Origin of the sequence: Chelatococcus caeni (genome assembly GCF_014196925.1) — a bacterium.
In the GTDB taxonomy this organism is placed as follows: Bacteria; Pseudomonadota; Alphaproteobacteria; order Rhizobiales; family Beijerinckiaceae; genus Chelatococcus_A; species Chelatococcus_A caeni.
The window spans coordinates 31,103-46,055 of the sequence record NZ_JACIEN010000007.1 but is presented as its reverse complement, the minus strand read 5'-3'; the positions used below and the strand labels follow the sequence as shown (position 1 = coordinate 46,055).

The window sequence follows — 14,953 nt, the reverse complement described above, 5'->3', positions numbered from 1 at the left end:
TCTTGTAATATATTTGGATTTGGTTTTACGGCAATGTATAATGGCGGTTTCTTGTAAAAAGTCGATTGTTTCTATATTTATTGCAGTAAGAGGTGGGATATGTCGGTCCCGGTCAGTTATGGGAATGGGCATCTAGAGAGATACGTTCAGCCGCTTCCGAAGAATTCGGCGAGTATTCTGTTCGATCGCAATGCGCCGCCTTCGGCTTCCGCCGCGCGGGATGCCGCGCGCACCCTTGGCAGTCCCGATGCAAGGCTCAAGCCGAGATCGCAGGTCTCGGTGGAGAACGGCTACGAACATCCGAAGACCTGGGGGGCTGGCGAGCTTATCGAGGACTACTTCGCCAAAGTGTGGAAATACAGTCCCGTCATGATGTTCCTGAATATTCTCGAGGGCAAGGGGCTGCTTGATCCTCGCAGCAAGATCGGGAAGGTGAACCAGCTTTTCGACAGGGATTTCGATGATGTGAAGCGTCGGACGGTCGAGGCCATGATGACGCTGTACCGGGATTCGCTGCAGCAACTGCCGGATGGCGATCCCGTCAAGAACGCCTTCGCCGGAAAGGCGGATGTCGGAGAGAGGCGTCTTCAGCTCGCGGCCACCTACCGCAAGGTGGTTGGCGGGCCCTGGGACGGGCAGGTCTCGGGGCTCGAATTCTATGTAAAGCCCAGACACAACCCCGCCCCCTGGCTGAAGCTTGGCGGAGAGATCGGCGCGATCGAAGAGGCGGAAAGAAAGAACTCGTACAAGCGATATACGTTCAGCTTCTCCACGGGCGCGTTGCGCCGGTTGAGCCGGGACGGCATGAACGGCCCGGACGCGACGGACAGCATCATGGTCGGCCATCCGGCCAGGGAAAGCCTGACATTCCTGTCGATCACCGGTGATCTCGCCCAGCCTGGAAAGATCCCGGAAAAGGTCTTCGAGCTGAAGGACATCGATTCGGAGCTGAAGAATATCCTGAACGATTACGTGGAGACATTCCGCGAGCCGCTGCGCGAGGCAAGCCTGGCGGAGATCGTCGTGGGTGCCCTCGGCGACCTCGTGAACAATCTCGGCCCCTTCGCCGGCGCGGTGGAAGCGCTCACGGAGGGGGACCTCAAGGGCTTTGCCATCGAGCTGGGCCTCGACCTCGCCATGATGGCGACCCCCGGAGGGCGGCAGCTGGCCTCCCTCATGAAGCGGGGCTGGAAGCTGGAGGACGTGGCGCGCGCCGTCGCCAAGGGAACGAAGGAGCGCCTGCCGCCTCTCATCGGAGACGTGATTGCGCCGATGTCGGCGCAGGATGTCGCCTATCGCAACGGTGGCAAGGGCTTCGAGCGTCTCACGCAATTCGGCTATAACCGTTCGCAGGACCTGAAGGCCTATCTGAGCGGGCCCGCCGAGCTCCAGGTGACGCGGGCGGCCAATTATGCGGACCGGGCGGAGCACCTGGTACGCTATCTGAACGACCGACCCGTCAACCCGCCCTTGTCGCGCGACGAGAGTGGAGACCTGATGCCGGTCCAGCTGTTCGGTCATGCCTATAACCGTGCAACCCCGCTGGAGCCCGACGAGCGCATGGCGCCGCTGCCCGTGACGGAGCGCCAGGAACGCCTGCATACGACTGGCTCCGAGCGCGCCGGCCGGTCATCGCTCGGGCAGGGCTCATCGTGGCAACTGCAACAGCCTTCCGGCCGCTGGGACAAGCTCCCTTCCGCTGCATCCCGGAAGGGTGATTGAGGAGCTCATGCCGGAACCGATTGGGGCGAAAGCCGCCCACCGCGGCGCGGCGGTTACCGCTTACGCCTTCGGGCGCGTCAGGCTCCTGCGGCGGAGCGCAGGTCCGGCGACAGGTCCTGCGCGTAGCCCCGCACTGTCCGGCGCCAGACCATGCGGGCCTCGAGCTCCACGGCGGCAGGGCGCCGTGTCGCCTCCTCCGGTGCCAGCATCAGCCAGGCGAAGGCTTCGCGGGCGATGTCGGACACCGGCTGGGCGAAGGTCGTCAGGCCGTAGGAGGACCAGCCCGCCTGCTCGATGTCGTCGAAGCCGGTGACGCACAGGTCCTCCGGCACGGCGAGGCCGAATTCGTGGCGTGCGGCGTCGAGGAAGCCGCAGGCGATGAGGTCCGTCGCGCAGAAGACGGCGTCCGGCCGCTCGCGGGCGGTGAGCAGGCGCCGCGCCAGCTCGCGTCCGCTGTCATACACGCTCGGGCCGAAGCGCTCGACGGCGACCGTCAGGCCGATGGCGCCGGCTGCGGCGAGGAAGCCGCGCTCGCGCGCCATCAGGCTCGGGGTGCCTGCCTCGGAATTGGCGAAGGCGAGGCGCCGGCAGCCGGCGCGCAGGAAGGCGGTGAGCGTGTGCCGCGCCGCCTCGCCATCCTTGAGGTTGATGCGCAGCGGCCCTTCCTGGTCGTCATCGCGGTTGATCAGCACGATGCGCTGGCCGTTCTCGAGGCACAGGCGCGTGATCGACTTGTCGGGCAGGCCCGACAGGATGATCGAGGCATCGGCGCGATAGTGCAGGGCCTGCCGGAGGGCGGCGCCGACGCTCGCATCCGAGCGGTCGGTGTTGATGACCATGGCCACCTTGCCGGCGTCCTGCGCCGCCTGCGTCATGGCCTTCACGAGATTCGCCCGGTAGGGCGTGCCGAGTTCCGAGCCGACAAGGCAGACGATGCCGCTCTCCTTCAGCGACAGCCCGCGGGCGAGATGGTTGACGTGGTAGCCGAGCGCGTTCGCCGCCTCCAGGACGCGCCGGCGCGTGTCCTCGGAGACGCTCGCCCCCGGCGTGAAGGCGCGTGACACGGCCGAGCGCGACACGCCGGCACGTTCGGCCACCTCACGGGCGCTGACGAACTTTCGGGGCGATGGCATGGCGATCCTGCAGCCGTCGTCAGGGAATGCTTTCCCTATGCACCGCCTTGCAACAGCGTGCAACGGCGTTGCAGAAAAATTTGCCCGTCATGTTTCTTGACAGGGGCCATGGCTGCATGGAACCTTTGCACACGGTTGCAAAGACAGACGCCGCGGAAACAGCGGCGCGCAAGGGGGAGGAAGACATGCGTTCCGGTTTTGTCGCCGTTGCGGCGGTTGCCGCTGCCGTCCAGTTCACGCCTGCGGCTGCGCTGGCCCAGGGCTCGCTCAATCTCATCTGCTCGGCTGACGTCGTCATCTGCGAACTGCTCGAGAACCGCTTCGAGAAGGAGACGGGCATCGACGTCAACATGGTGCGCATGTCCTCCGGCGAGGCCTATGCCAAGGTCCGCGCCGAGGCACGCAACCCGAAGACGGACGTCTGGTGGGCCGGCACGGGCGATCCGCACCTGCAGGCCGCCTCCGAGGGACTGACGCTCGAATACAAGTCGCCGCGCCTTCCCGAGCTGCAGACCTGGGCTGTCAAGCAGGCCGAGAGCGCTGATTACCGCACGGTCGGCGTCTATGCCGGCGCGCTTGGCTGGGGCTACAACGCCGACATTCTGGCGAAGAAAGGCCTGAAGGAGCCCCAATGCTGGGCCGACCTCCTCGATCCAGGCTTCAAGGGCGAGATCCAGGTGGCCAATCCCAATTCCTCGGGCACGGCCTATACGGCGCTCGCCACGCTCGTGCAGATCATGGGCGAGGAGAAGGCCTTCGACTATCTCAAGAAGCTCAACGCCAACGTCTCGCAATACACCAAGTCCGGCTCGGCGCCGGTGAAGGCCGCGGCGCGCGGCGAGACGACGGTCGGCATCGTCTTCATGCACGACGCCGTGGCGCAGGCGGTCGAGGGCTTCCCCGTGAAGGTCGTCGCCCCCTGCGAGGGCACGGGCTACGAGATCGGCTCCATGTCCATCGTCAAGGGTGCGCGCAACCTCGACAACGCCAAGAAGTGGTACGACTGGGTGCTGTCGCCGGAAGTGCAGTCGCAGATGAAGGAGGCCAAGTCCTTCCAGCTGCCGTCCAACAAGAATGCCGAGGTGCCGCCCGAGGCGCCGAAGTTCGAGGACGTCCGGCTCATCGACTACGACTTCAAGACCTACGGCGATCCGGAGAAGCGCAAGGCCCTGCTGCAGCGCTGGGACCGCGAGATCGGCACGCTGGCGAACTGAGCAGGGACTTGGCAGACGAGCGGCGTCTTGCATGGCCGTAACTCCCTCTCCCCGCTCGCGGGGAGAGGGTTGGGGTGAGGGGCAAGGGCTGACGCAAGCCCGAGCCCCCGCATTTGCGGAAACGGTTCTCCCTCACCCTACCCCTCTCCCCGCAGGCCGGGAGAGGGGACGTGCCGCTCTTTTCCGCTCCGCCCCGCGCAGGGCCGCCCCATACGGAACCTCTCCAGTACGGAACCTCTCATGGAGCATCGCGACCGCAGAGTGGACATGGCGCTCGGCCTCGGCCTCGCCGGGTTCGTGCTCTTGCCCTGGTACAGGATCGACGAGGGGTTCTACGCCTTTCGCTGGCCGGCGCAGTTCCCCTTCGGCGCCGAGGAGGCGCCGGCCCTGGTGCAGATGGCGGCGCAGGGCCGCTGGTGGCTCGCCGTCGTCGCCGCGCTGCTCCTTGCCGCAGCCGCGGTCCGCTTCGCCGCTCCGGCCGTGTCGCGCGGACGCCTGCTCGTCGCTCTCGGCGCGGCCGGCATGGCCTTCCTCGTCCTGCAGGGCTTCGCCATCACCTTCGGCGGCTGGAGCTGGGACATCGGCGAGGCGCTCTTCGGGCCGCTCGCCACCGGCCAGCCGGCCATGGGCGCCGGTGCCGTCCTCGTGGGGCTCACCTTCCTCTTCCTGTTCTCGGCGGGGCTCGCCGAGCAGGGCGTGATGAAGGGCGATTTCTTCGTCATCGCCGCCATCGCTCTCCTCGTCGCCCTCGTCGCCGTCTTCGTGTTCTATCCGGTGCTGAGCATGTTCGTCGGCTCGGTGCAGGACTTCGACGGCTCCTTCGAGCCCTCGGGCTTCATGCGCAACATCCGGGATCCGGCCATCTGGAGCCTCGATTGCGTCATCGGGGGAGGGCGTTGCGGCGTCGCCTGGCGGACGCTGTGGCTGGCGCTGATGACGGCCACCGGCTCGACCGTCCTCGGCCTCGCCTTCGCGCTCGTCGCCACGCGCACGCGCTTCCCCTTCAAGAAGGGCCTGCGGCTGCTGACCGTGCTGCCGATCATCACGCCGCCCTTCGTCATCGGCCTCGCGCTCATCCTGCTCTTCGGCCGCGCCGGCGTGGTGACGACCTTCCTCTCCGACCTCTTCGGCGTGGAGCCGGGGCGCTGGCTCTACGGCCTCACCGGCATCTGGATCGCCCAGATGCTCTCCTTCACGCCGATCTCGTTCCTCGTCCTCATCGGCGTCGTCGAGGGCGTCAGCCCCTCCATGGAGGAGGCGTCGCAGACCCTGCGCGCCGACCGCTGGCGCACCTTCTGGCACGTCTCGCTGCCGCTCATGAAGCCGGGCCTCGCCAACGCCTTCCTCATCGGCTTCATCGAGAGCATGGCCGATTTCGGCAATCCGCTGGTGCTCGGCGGCAGCCACGGCGTGCTCTCCACCGAGATCTTCTTCGCCGTCGTCGGCGCGCAGACCGACCCCTCCCGGGCGGCCGTGCTCGCCATCGTCCTGCTCTGCTTCACGCTGTCGGCCTTCCTGGCGCAGCGGCTGTGGCTCACGGGCAGGAACTTCGCCACCGTCACCGGCAAGGGCGACGGCGGCGTGCATCCGGCGCTGCCGCGGCCGCTCGCCATCGGCGTCAATGCGCTCGTCATCCCGTGGACGGCGTTCACCCTCGTCGTCTACGGCATGATTCTCGTCGGCGGCTTCGTGAACACCTGGGGCCTCGACAATTCGCTGACGTTCGCCCATTTCGAGCGCGCCTTCTCCTTCGCCTTCCGTGACGGCTCCATCGCCTGGACGGGCGTCGCCTGGGATTCGTTCTGGACGACGATGATGATCGCGCTCGTCGCGGCGCCCCTGACGGCGGCGGTCGGCCTCTTGACGGCCTATCTCATCGTCCGCCAGCGCTTCGTCGGCCGCAACGTCTTCGAATTCGCGCTGATGATGAGCTTCGCCATCCCCGGCACGGTCATCGGCATCAGCTACATCATGGCCTTCAACCTGCCGCCGCTGGAGATGACGGGCACGGCCCTCATCCTCATCGCCTGCTTCGTCTTCCGTAACATGCCGGTGGGCGTGCGCGGCGGCGTCGCGGCCATGACGCAGATCGACGCGAGCCTCGACGAGGCCTCGCTCACGCTGCGCGCCTCGAGCTGGCGCACCATCCGCCACGTGGTGCTGCCGCTGCTGCGGCCGGCCATCGTCGCGGCGCTCGTCTATTCCTTCGTGCGGGCGATCACCTCCATCAGCGCCGTCGTGTTCCTCGTCAGCGCCAAGTACAACATGGCCACCGCCTATATCGTCGGCCTTGTCGAGAACGGGGAATACGGCGTCGCCATCGCCTATTCCTCCATGCTGATCGTGGTCATGCTCGTCGTCATCGCCGGCTTCCAGCTCGCCGTCGGCGAGCGGCGCCTGCGGCGCGAGACGCGCATCGCCGCCCCGGCCGCGGTCCGTCCGCTGCCGGCGGAGACAATCAAGGAGAAAATCGCATGAACGGGTTGAAGACCGGCTCGGTCGTCTTCGAGCACGTTCGCAAGACCTTCGGCACATTCACGGCGATCCACGACCTGTCGCTGACGATCGAGCCGGGCACGCTCGTCACGCTGCTCGGCCCCTCGGGCTGTGGCAAGACGACCACGCTGCGCATGCTTGCCGGGCTCGAGCACCCGACCGACGGGCGCATCCTCATCGGCGGCAAGGACGTGACCATGCTGCCGGCGAACGAGCGCGACGTGTCCATGGTCTTCCAGTCCTATGCGCTCTTCCCGCACATGACGGTCATCGAGAACGTCGCCTACGGCCTCGAATCCTCGGGTCTTCGGAAGACGGAGGCGCGCGAGAAGGCGGAGGCGGGGCTCGCCCTCGTCGGCCTCGCCGGCTTCGGCGCTCGCCTGCCGGCCGAGCTCTCCGGCGGGCAGCAGCAGCGCGTCGCGGTGGCACGCGCCCTCGTGCTGGAGCCGCAGGTGCTGCTCCTCGACGAGCCCCTGTCGAACCTCGATGCGCGCCTGCGTCGGCGCGTGCGCACCGAGATCCGCGAGCTGCAGCAGCGCCTCGGCTTCACGGCCGTCTATGTGACGCACGATCAGGAGGAGGCGCTCGCCGTCTCCGATCGGATCGTCGTCATGGTTGAGGGCCGCATCGCGCAGGAGGGGCCGCCGCGGGCGCTCTACGAATCGCCCGCCTCCTCCTTCATCGCCGACTTCATGGGCGAGGCGAATGTCGTGCCCTGCGAGGTCGTCGGCGTCGAGGGAGCTGAGGCCGTGGTGCGGCTCGGCGCCCTCGAGCATCGTGTGCCGGGCCGCGCGGCCCGGCCGGGGCCGGCCAAACTCGCCATCCGGCCCAATGCCATCCGCCTCGCCCCGGCAGACGACGGCGGGCTCAAGGGCCTCGTGCGCCATGCGGCCTATCTCGGCGACCACGTCGAATATGAGGTGGAGACGGAGGTCGGAACGCTCTATGTCGTCGATCCGGACGTGGAGCGGAGCCTTGCCGCGACGACGCCGGTCGCGATCGGGCTTCACAACCGCGGGGTCGCCATCATCACCGCGTGAAGGTGCTACGCGCCCTTCACGAGACAACGAGGACATCCATGACAGTCGATGCCGCAGACGTCGAGGCGCGCCTGGCGCTCGCCCGCACGCTCGCCCGCGATGCGGGGGCCGTGGCACTAGCCTATTTCAATGCGCGCGAGACGCTGGTCGTCGAGGCCAAGGCCAACCCGCAGGATGTCGTCTCCATCGCCGACAGGCGGGTCGAGGAGATGCTGCGCGCCCGCATCGCCGAGGCCCATCCCGGTGACGGCGTGCTCGGCGAGGAATACGGCCTCACCGAGGGCACGTCCGGCTTCACCTGGGTGCTCGACCCCATCGACGGCACCAGCCCCTTCGTCAACGGCATGCCCAACTGGTGCGTCTCGATCGCCGTGCTCGCCGGCGACGAACCGGTGGTCGGCGTCATCTTCGCGCCCTGCGTGGATGAGCTCTACGCGGCAGGCAAGGGGCAGGGCGCGACGCTCAACGAGGCGCCCATGCACGTGTCCACCGGACGTTCCCTGCGCGACGGCGTCGTCGGCCTCGGCGCCAATCACCACGTCGCGCCGGCCGAGTTCGCCGGCATTGTCGAGCGCCTGCTCGGCATGGGCGGCAACTTCATCCGCAACGGCTCGGGCGCGCTCATGCTGGCCTATGTCGCGGCGGGGCGCCTTGTCGGCTACTACGAGCCCTACATGCACGCCTGGGATTGCCTCGCCGGCTACTGCCTCGTCGCCGAGGCGGGCGGGGCGCTGCTGCCGTTCCCGGCGGCCGGCGAGGGCCTGACGCGCGGCGCGCCCGTGATGGCCGCCGCGCCCGGCGCCGTCGCCGAGCTCAGCCGGATCGCCGGCCTGCCGCGGGCGGCCTGAAGGCTCAATACCGCGCGATATGCGCGAGCGCCCGCGTGATCGGCTCGGGCCCGACGCTCTGCTGGCCCCGGAAGGGATAGTCCAGGATGACGAGCAGAGCGACGAGCAGGGCGATCGCCGCGGCATAGCCGGCCTTCGGCACCACGAGGTTCCAGTCGAAGCGGAAGAGGAGCGCCTCGGCGGCAAGCAGCACGATGAGGCTGCCGAGAACCTGCCAGAAGATGGTGGGCAGCCCCGTCGTCGCCGCGTTGAGGCGCAACGCCCGGATATCCACGAGCTCGTCCGCCGCGTCGTCGACCGACTCGCGTGTCGCGGCCTCCACGTCCGTCCATTGATGCACGGCGTGGATGCGGTCGATGAGGTCGTGAAACAGCGCCTGCGTCTCGGCGCTCTCGCGCCCGTTCTTCAGGGCCGGCCACTCTTGCGTGACGACGGACTGGCCGTAGGCGGCGAGCGCGGCGCGAATCGGTGCCGCCTCCGCGCCGAGCCTCCGCAGCGCGCGGTCGAGCTGCGTGATCTCGGTGGCTTCACGCAGGACGAGCGTCTCGGCCTCCCGGTAGCGGTTGATCGCCTGCAGCAGCGTGAAGGCCGTGAAGATGGCGATGACCGGGCCGATGAGCTTGAAGGCGTCGAGCGCGAAGCCGGCCCGAGCCGTCGCCTGCTCCTGCTTCAGGAGGCGCGTGCCGATGAGGGGCAGCAGGACCGATGCGGTGACGGCCACCCCGACGAAGACGATGGCGAGAACGCTGTTGGAGAAGCGATAGATCACGTCAGTGAAAGGCATCGCGGGCGCTCCGGCCGTCGTCGCTCGCGATACTTTGCGCCAATCGCCTGTGCGGCACCATAGTTCCCCCGGCGACTCAGTTGATGAGAGCGCCCAGCTTCTCGCGCAGATCGCTGAAGATCTCGCGGATTCGCTGCCGGGTGATGGTCGAGGCCTCGGCCGCCCGGTCGAGCTGGTAGCTGCGGGCCTGCTGCTCGGCCCGGTAATGGACCTCGTCGAGGCGCGCCTCGATCAGGTCGAGCAGCCGCGAAGGGTCGCCGCCCTGGGTTCTCAGGGCGTGGGCGAGGGCCTCGACCGTCTCCAGCAGGGCTGCGGTGACGAAGCCCTCGGCCATGACGGCTGGCGGGATGGGTGGTTCGCGCAAGAGCTGCACTCCTTGCTACGTCGGACGCCGGCGCTGTTCGCCCGGTGCCGGTGTCGTCCCTCGCAAGCGAAGGATCCCGGCGCCCGTTTCCCGCTGCGCGGGGGCGAGCCGTACGAGAGGTGGTGTGACCGCGGAAAAGCCTAGGCGCCAGCGGTCGATCGTCCGGCCGGACAATGCCGGCCTTTCTGCACCGTTCATGGCCGGCGGGCGCTTGCCCGGGCCTTGAGCCGTCGCATTCGGCCACGCGCACCGGCGTGCGTTCCGTGCCGCCGCGAGACGGCGGAGCATGCCTGATCGGTATGAGCTTCCTGCCTCATGATGCGATCCCCCCTGATCGCAGTTGCCGCGCCACCCCTGCGTTCCGCATCAAAGTGGCGATCGATCTTCACGCGTATCAGATGAACCTTGCCTGAAGGCATCGGCCGCCCGCTTCCTCGGGCAGGAGCACCGAGCCGATGCCGCAGACAGGGCGATGAGGCCGGCGGCACGGCCGCCGGCCTCATCGCTATCGTCGTGCCTCGCAGGTCAGGCGACGAGCAGGCTGCTCTCGAGCGTTGCCTTGTCGATGCCGAAGATGGCGATCTGCGTGCCGTTGTGGTCGAAATAGACCCCACCGTCCGTGTCGGCGAAGAAGGAGGCGGCTTCGGCCGCACTCGTGAAGCCGAATCCCTGCAGGCTCACGGAGTCGATCTCGCCGCCCACGTTGAAGTCCATGACCCGGCTGAGGCCCTCGTCCGGCCGGAAGACGAAGGTGTCGTGCCCGGCTCCGCCGAACAGCCAGTCGTCGCCCGCCCCGCCGGCGAGCACGTCGTCCCCGGCGCCACCGATCAGCGTGTCGTCGCCATTGCCGCCCTCGAGCGTGTCGTTGCCGGCGCTGCCGTAGAGCTCGTCGTTGCCGTCACCGCCGGAGAGGAAGTCATCGCCGTCGTGGCCGTCCATGGTGTCATTGCCACCTTCACCGAGCAGGGTGTCGTTGCCCGCTTCGCCGAAGACGAGGTCGTCGCCGTCACCGGCCGCTACATGATCGTTGCCTTCGCCGCCGAGGAGCGTATCCCTGCCGGCCCCGCCGATGAGGCTGTCGTCGCCATCTCCACCGTCGAGCCAGTCGTCGCCGTCGCCGCCGTCGAGGGTGTCGTTGCCGCTGCCGCCGTGGATGGTGTCGTTGCCGGCCTCACCGTAGACCTGATCGTCATCTTCCTCCGACGAGATGAGGTCGTCGCCCCCGCCGCCGTAGATGATCTCATTGCCGATACTGCCGAAGATGGTGTCGTTGCCGTCATCGCCGAGGATGGTGTCGTTGCCGGCCCCACCGCTCAAATGATCCTCATAGGGCGTGCCGACGAGAAGGTCGTTCTCGGGCGTGCCGATGACGGCATTGGCGAGGTCGAAGTCGCCCGGCACGAAGGCATCGACGGTGGTGTTCCTGACGGTCAGGGTCCGTCCGGGGCCGAAGGTGAAGACGGTGTCGCTGCCCACCTGCTGGGCGGTGGCCATGATGTCGGCGAAGGTGGTGAGGCCGGTTGCCGAGAGATCGATGACGTCGCGGTTGCCCGCCACGCGCGAGAAGTCGGTGATCGTGTCCGCGCCGGAGCTATAGATGAACCGGTCGTTGCCCGTCCCGCCGGTGAGCGTGTCGTCGCCCTGGCCTCCGGAGAGCGTGTCGTCGCCCTGGTCGCCGGAGAGGCTGTCGTTGCCGTCGCCGCCATCAAGGCTGTCGTTGAAGTCGCCGCCGTTGAGCGTGTCGTTGCCGGCCCCGCCCCAGAGCGTGTCATGGCCGCCCCCGCCGTCGATGCTGTCGTTGCCGTCACCGCCGTGGATGGTGTCGTCACCGGTGCCGCCGGTCATGGTGTCGTCTCCGGCAGTTCCGGTGCCCGAGCCGGCGATGTTGACCAGCAGCATCTCGGGCGTGAACTGGGCCTTGGTGAAGTTCTTCACCAGCACCGTCGTGTTCTCGTTGATGGTGAAGAGCACGTCGCCGTTCTGCTCGGTGGCGATCGCCATCAGCGCGTCGAAGGTGGTGTAGCCCCAGTTCCGGAGGTCGAGATAGTCTTCGGCCGTGAAATCCTCGATGACGACGTGGCTGCCGCTATTGGTGGGAGGAGATCCGCCATGCCACTGCCCGAGATTGAGGAACACGTCACGGCCTGCCCCGCCGATCAGGGTATCGGTGCCACCGCTGCCAGCAAGCACATCGTTGCCGGCGCCGCCGGTCAATATTTCATCATCCGTGCCGCCGACGAGGAAAACCTCTTCGGAGTTTTGTATCGGCGAGAAGCCGAATGCTTCGGGAGCGATATCATTGATATTGACTCGATACAAGCTGATGCCGGATCCAATATAAATGCTGGTGGCGTGCCAGCCGGTATGGTCTGCCCAGTGCTGTGAGAGGGCAAGAAGATGATTATAGCTCGTTATATTTGCTTTTATATCTAATCTATCGTAATTCCCTGCCTCGTAGGACAGGTCCCTGATATCGGCGCCGCCGGCCCGAGGATCGAAGACAAACGTATCGTTCCCGGCGCCGCCGGTCAGCTGGTTGTATCCTCCGCCGCCATCGAGCGTGTCGTCGCCGTTCCCGCCGTTGAGGACATCGTCTCCCTCTCCGCCGAGCAGCAGATCGTTGCCGTCGCCGCCATTGAGCGTGTCGTTGCCGGCCCCGCCCCAGAGCGTGTCGTGGCCGCCCCCGCCGTCGATGCTGTCGTTGCCGTCACCGCCGTCGATCGTGTCGTCGCCGGTTCCGCCGGTCATGGTGTCGTCTCCGGCAGTTCCGGTGCCCGAGCCGGCGACGTTGACCAGCAGCATCTCGGGTGTGAACTGGGCTTTGGTGAAGTTCTTCACCAGCACCGTCATTTCATCGATGGTGAAGAGCACGTCGCCGTTCTGCTCCGTGGCAGTCGCCATCAACGCGTCGAAGGTGGTGTACCCCCAGTAGCGCAGGTCGAGATAGTCCTCGGCCGTGAAATCCTCGATGACGATGTGGCCGCCGCGATTGAGGAAGACGTCGCGTCCGTCTCCGCCGACGAGGGTATCGGTGCCATGATGGCCGACCAGCACGTCATCGCCGTCGCCGCCGCTCAGGATCTCGTCCCCTGTGCCGCCCCGCAGGTAGACCGAGCCGGGGCGTCCTTCCGACGAGAAGCCGAACACCTCCGGGGCAATGTGCTCGATGTACTTATGGTAGAAACTCAGGCCTTCGCCGATGTGAATCGTGGTTGATGTCCAGCCTGTGGGATCCCAATAATTGACCGCGAGCGCCTTCAGGTGATTGTAGCTCAGCACGGGCGCCTGGATGTTGACCCTGTCGTAATTGCCCGCCTCATAGGAAATGTCCTTGATCTCGACGGAGCCCGACAGCGGATCGAAGACGAACGTATCGTTCCCCGCGCCGCCCGTCAGCTCGTTGGCCCCCGCGCCGCCGTCGAGGGTATCGTCGCCGGCGCCGCCGTTGAGCGTGTCGTTGCCGCCGTGGCCATAGAGGATATCGTCGCCGTCCGTCCCGTCCAGGCTGTCGTCGCCTTCACCGCCATGGAATACGAGGCCGGGGATGGCCGAGCTCAGGGCATGGACATGCCCGTCGTCGGGGCTGCTCGATGCCGGGGGCGCGTCGCCATCGCCCGGCGTGTCTTCGTAGCCAGCCTGATTCACCGCGACCTCGACGAGGTCGTCGCCATCATTTGCCATATCAATTCTCCGGTAAATGAAAGAAATAAGGTCAGCCGCCAGACGAAAATGGTTGTCCGATGATTGGTTCCGATGGCCTGCGATGGCTGCGGGGCCTGCCGGTCTTTGCGGCGGCCCCGGATCGCTGGTTCTGAATTTATGCGGCGGGGATTGACATGGGAATCGCTTGCACATGCGTTTTGCATGCATATCGCGCCCATATCTTATACGTCTTAAATTATATTAAGATTTTCATTATCGCGCGTGGTTATGGGGCCGATCCATCATCAGAACAGATGGTGCGAATACGCTGGGCCGTTGCCGGCGCTGCCGGCCGGCAGCGACTGCGGCAATGTCGGCGGGCGTATGGCCGCGAGCCGGTTGCTCCTCTGCGCCTTCAGCCGCGGGCGCATGCTTCCTTCGCGCCTGCGCCTGCCCCGAGGTCCGGTGCCGATGACAGCTATCCTTCTGCGGCGTCCCGCCGCCCTTGGCGATACAGACGAGCCCGTTGCCTTCTGCGGCGCTGCACAATAGATTAGAAGAATTCCAATCTTAGGGGCGATCATCGATGCTTTCCAGGGTTTTCGGCTTCGGGCGCCGCTCCTTCGATTCGCTTTCCGAACAGGAAATCCTGGCGCTCGCCATCTCCTCGGAGGAGGACGACGGGCGTATCTATCTTGCCTATGCGGACGGGCTGCGCGAGGCCTTTCCCCAGTCGGCCAAGGTCTTCGAGGAGATGGCGCGGGAGGAGGACCGGCACCGGCAGGCGCTCATCGATCTCTACCGGACCCGGTTCGGCGATCGCATCCCGCTGCTGCGCCGCGAGCATGTGAGGGGCTATTACGAGCGCAAGCCGGACTGGCTGGTGCGCCCCCTCGGCATCGACAAGGTGCGCCAGCAGGCGGAGGAGATGGAGGCGCAGGCGCACCGCTTTTACGTGGAGGCAGCCAAGCGCGCCGGCGACGCCTCGACCCGCAAGCTGCTCGGCGATCTGGCGGCGGCCGAGCAGGTTCACGAAAGCCTCGCCAGGCGGCTCGGCCTCGCCCACGCACCGGAAAGCGTTCAGGAGGAGGAGCGGCAGAGCGAGCGCCGCCAGTTCATCCTGACCTTCGTCCAGCCGGGCCTCGCCGGGCTGATGGACGGCTCCGTCTCGACACTGGCGCCGATTTTCGCCGCCGCCTTCGCCACTCAGGACACCTGGCAGACCTTCCTCGTCGGCCTCTCGGCCTCTGTCGGCGCCGGCATCTCCATGGGCTTCACCGAGGCAGCCCACGACGACGGCAAGCTCTCGGGCCGCGGCTCACCCGTCAAGCGCGGGCTCGCGTCAGGCATCATGACCGCCATCGGCGGGCTCGGTCATGCCTTGCCCTATCTCATTCCATCGTTCTGGACGGCGACGATGATCGCCGTGGCCGTGGTCTTCGTCGAGCTGTGGGCCATCGCCTTCATCCAGAACCGCTACATGGAGACCCCGTTCCTGCGCGCGGCCTTCCAGGTTGTGCTCGGCGGCAGCCTCGTCTTCGCCGCGGGCGTCCTGATCGGCAACGCCTGACGTCCCGCCGAAAGGCGGCAGAGCGTCGAAAGGGGCTGCGTCAGGATCTGGTGCTGCCGGAGAGGATTGAACTCTCGACCTCTCCCTTACCAAGGGAGTGCTCTACCACTGAGCTACGGCAGCGAGGCCCCTAAGGGGGC

At 66.8% G+C, this 14,953-nt stretch carries 10 protein-coding genes and 1 tRNA gene; 6 read left to right on the top strand and 5 right to left on the bottom strand.

Going from position 1 to position 14,953, the window contains the following annotated elements; all coding sequences use genetic code 11:
* Positions 1-99: 99 nt before the first annotated feature.
* Positions 100-1,722, top strand: coding sequence for a hypothetical protein (locus GGR16_RS21815; RefSeq protein ID WP_183318148.1), 1,623 nt, complete (start codon positions 100-102; stop codon positions 1,720-1,722).
* Between the two features lie 77 nt (positions 1,723-1,799).
* Here the strand turns inward: GGR16_RS21815 and GGR16_RS21810 are convergent, their stop codons facing one another.
* Positions 1,800-2,855, bottom strand: a complete 1,056-nt coding sequence (locus GGR16_RS21810) for a LacI family DNA-binding transcriptional regulator (protein WP_019401405.1) — start codon at positions 2,853-2,855, stop codon at positions 1,800-1,802.
* 185 nt (positions 2,856-3,040) lie between these two features.
* Here GGR16_RS21810 and GGR16_RS21805 point away from each other — a divergent pair, with 185 nt between their 5' ends.
* From GGR16_RS21805 to GGR16_RS21790, 4 genes are all read left to right on the top strand, one after another.
* Complete coding sequence (locus tag GGR16_RS21805; RefSeq protein ID WP_019401404.1) at positions 3,041-4,069, top strand: ABC transporter substrate-binding protein; 1,029 nt, start codon at positions 3,041-3,043, stop codon at positions 4,067-4,069.
* 240 nt (positions 4,070-4,309) lie between these two features.
* Complete coding sequence (locus GGR16_RS21800) at positions 4,310-6,547, top strand: ABC transporter permease (protein WP_019401403.1); 2,238 nt, start codon at positions 4,310-4,312, stop codon at positions 6,545-6,547.
* Positions 6,544-7,605, top strand: a complete 1,062-nt coding sequence (locus GGR16_RS21795) for an ABC transporter ATP-binding protein (protein WP_183318146.1) — start codon at positions 6,544-6,546, stop codon at positions 7,603-7,605. The genes GGR16_RS21800 and GGR16_RS21795 overlap by 4 nt, the downstream gene beginning before the upstream one ends.
* A 38-nt stretch (positions 7,606-7,643) precedes the next feature.
* A complete protein-coding gene (locus GGR16_RS21790; RefSeq protein WP_019401401.1) occupies positions 7,644-8,453 on the top strand; it encodes an inositol monophosphatase family protein in 810 nt (269 codons plus the stop codon).
* 4 nt (positions 8,454-8,457) lie between these two features.
* Here the strand turns inward: GGR16_RS21790 and GGR16_RS21785 are convergent, their stop codons facing one another.
* The 3 genes from GGR16_RS21785 to GGR16_RS26310 form a co-directional block, all read right to left on the bottom strand.
* A complete protein-coding gene (locus tag GGR16_RS21785; RefSeq protein WP_053193679.1) occupies positions 8,458-9,237 on the bottom strand; it encodes a bestrophin-like domain in 780 nt (259 codons plus the stop codon).
* A 76-nt stretch (positions 9,238-9,313) separates the two neighbouring features.
* The gene (locus tag GGR16_RS21780; RefSeq protein WP_156332738.1) at positions 9,314-9,601 is read right to left on the bottom strand and encodes a hypothetical protein; all 288 of its coding nucleotides are present in this window, start codon (positions 9,599-9,601) and stop codon (positions 9,314-9,316) included.
* Between the two features lie 525 nt (positions 9,602-10,126).
* Entirely contained in the window at positions 10,127-13,471 is a 3,345-nt protein-coding gene (locus GGR16_RS26310) for a calcium-binding protein (RefSeq protein WP_281380650.1), read from the bottom strand.
* A 358-nt stretch (positions 13,472-13,829) separates the two neighbouring features.
* Here GGR16_RS26310 and mbfA point away from each other — a divergent pair, with 358 nt between their 5' ends.
* Positions 13,830-14,813, top strand: a complete 984-nt coding sequence (gene mbfA, locus GGR16_RS21745; RefSeq protein WP_019401986.1) for an iron exporter MbfA — start codon at positions 13,830-13,832, stop codon at positions 14,811-14,813.
* A gap of 48 nt (positions 14,814-14,861) precedes the next feature.
* Here the strand turns inward: mbfA and GGR16_RS21740 are convergent.
* Positions 14,862-14,936: transfer RNA gene (locus GGR16_RS21740), tRNA-Thr, on the bottom strand.
* Between the last annotated feature and the right edge of the window lie 17 nt (positions 14,937-14,953).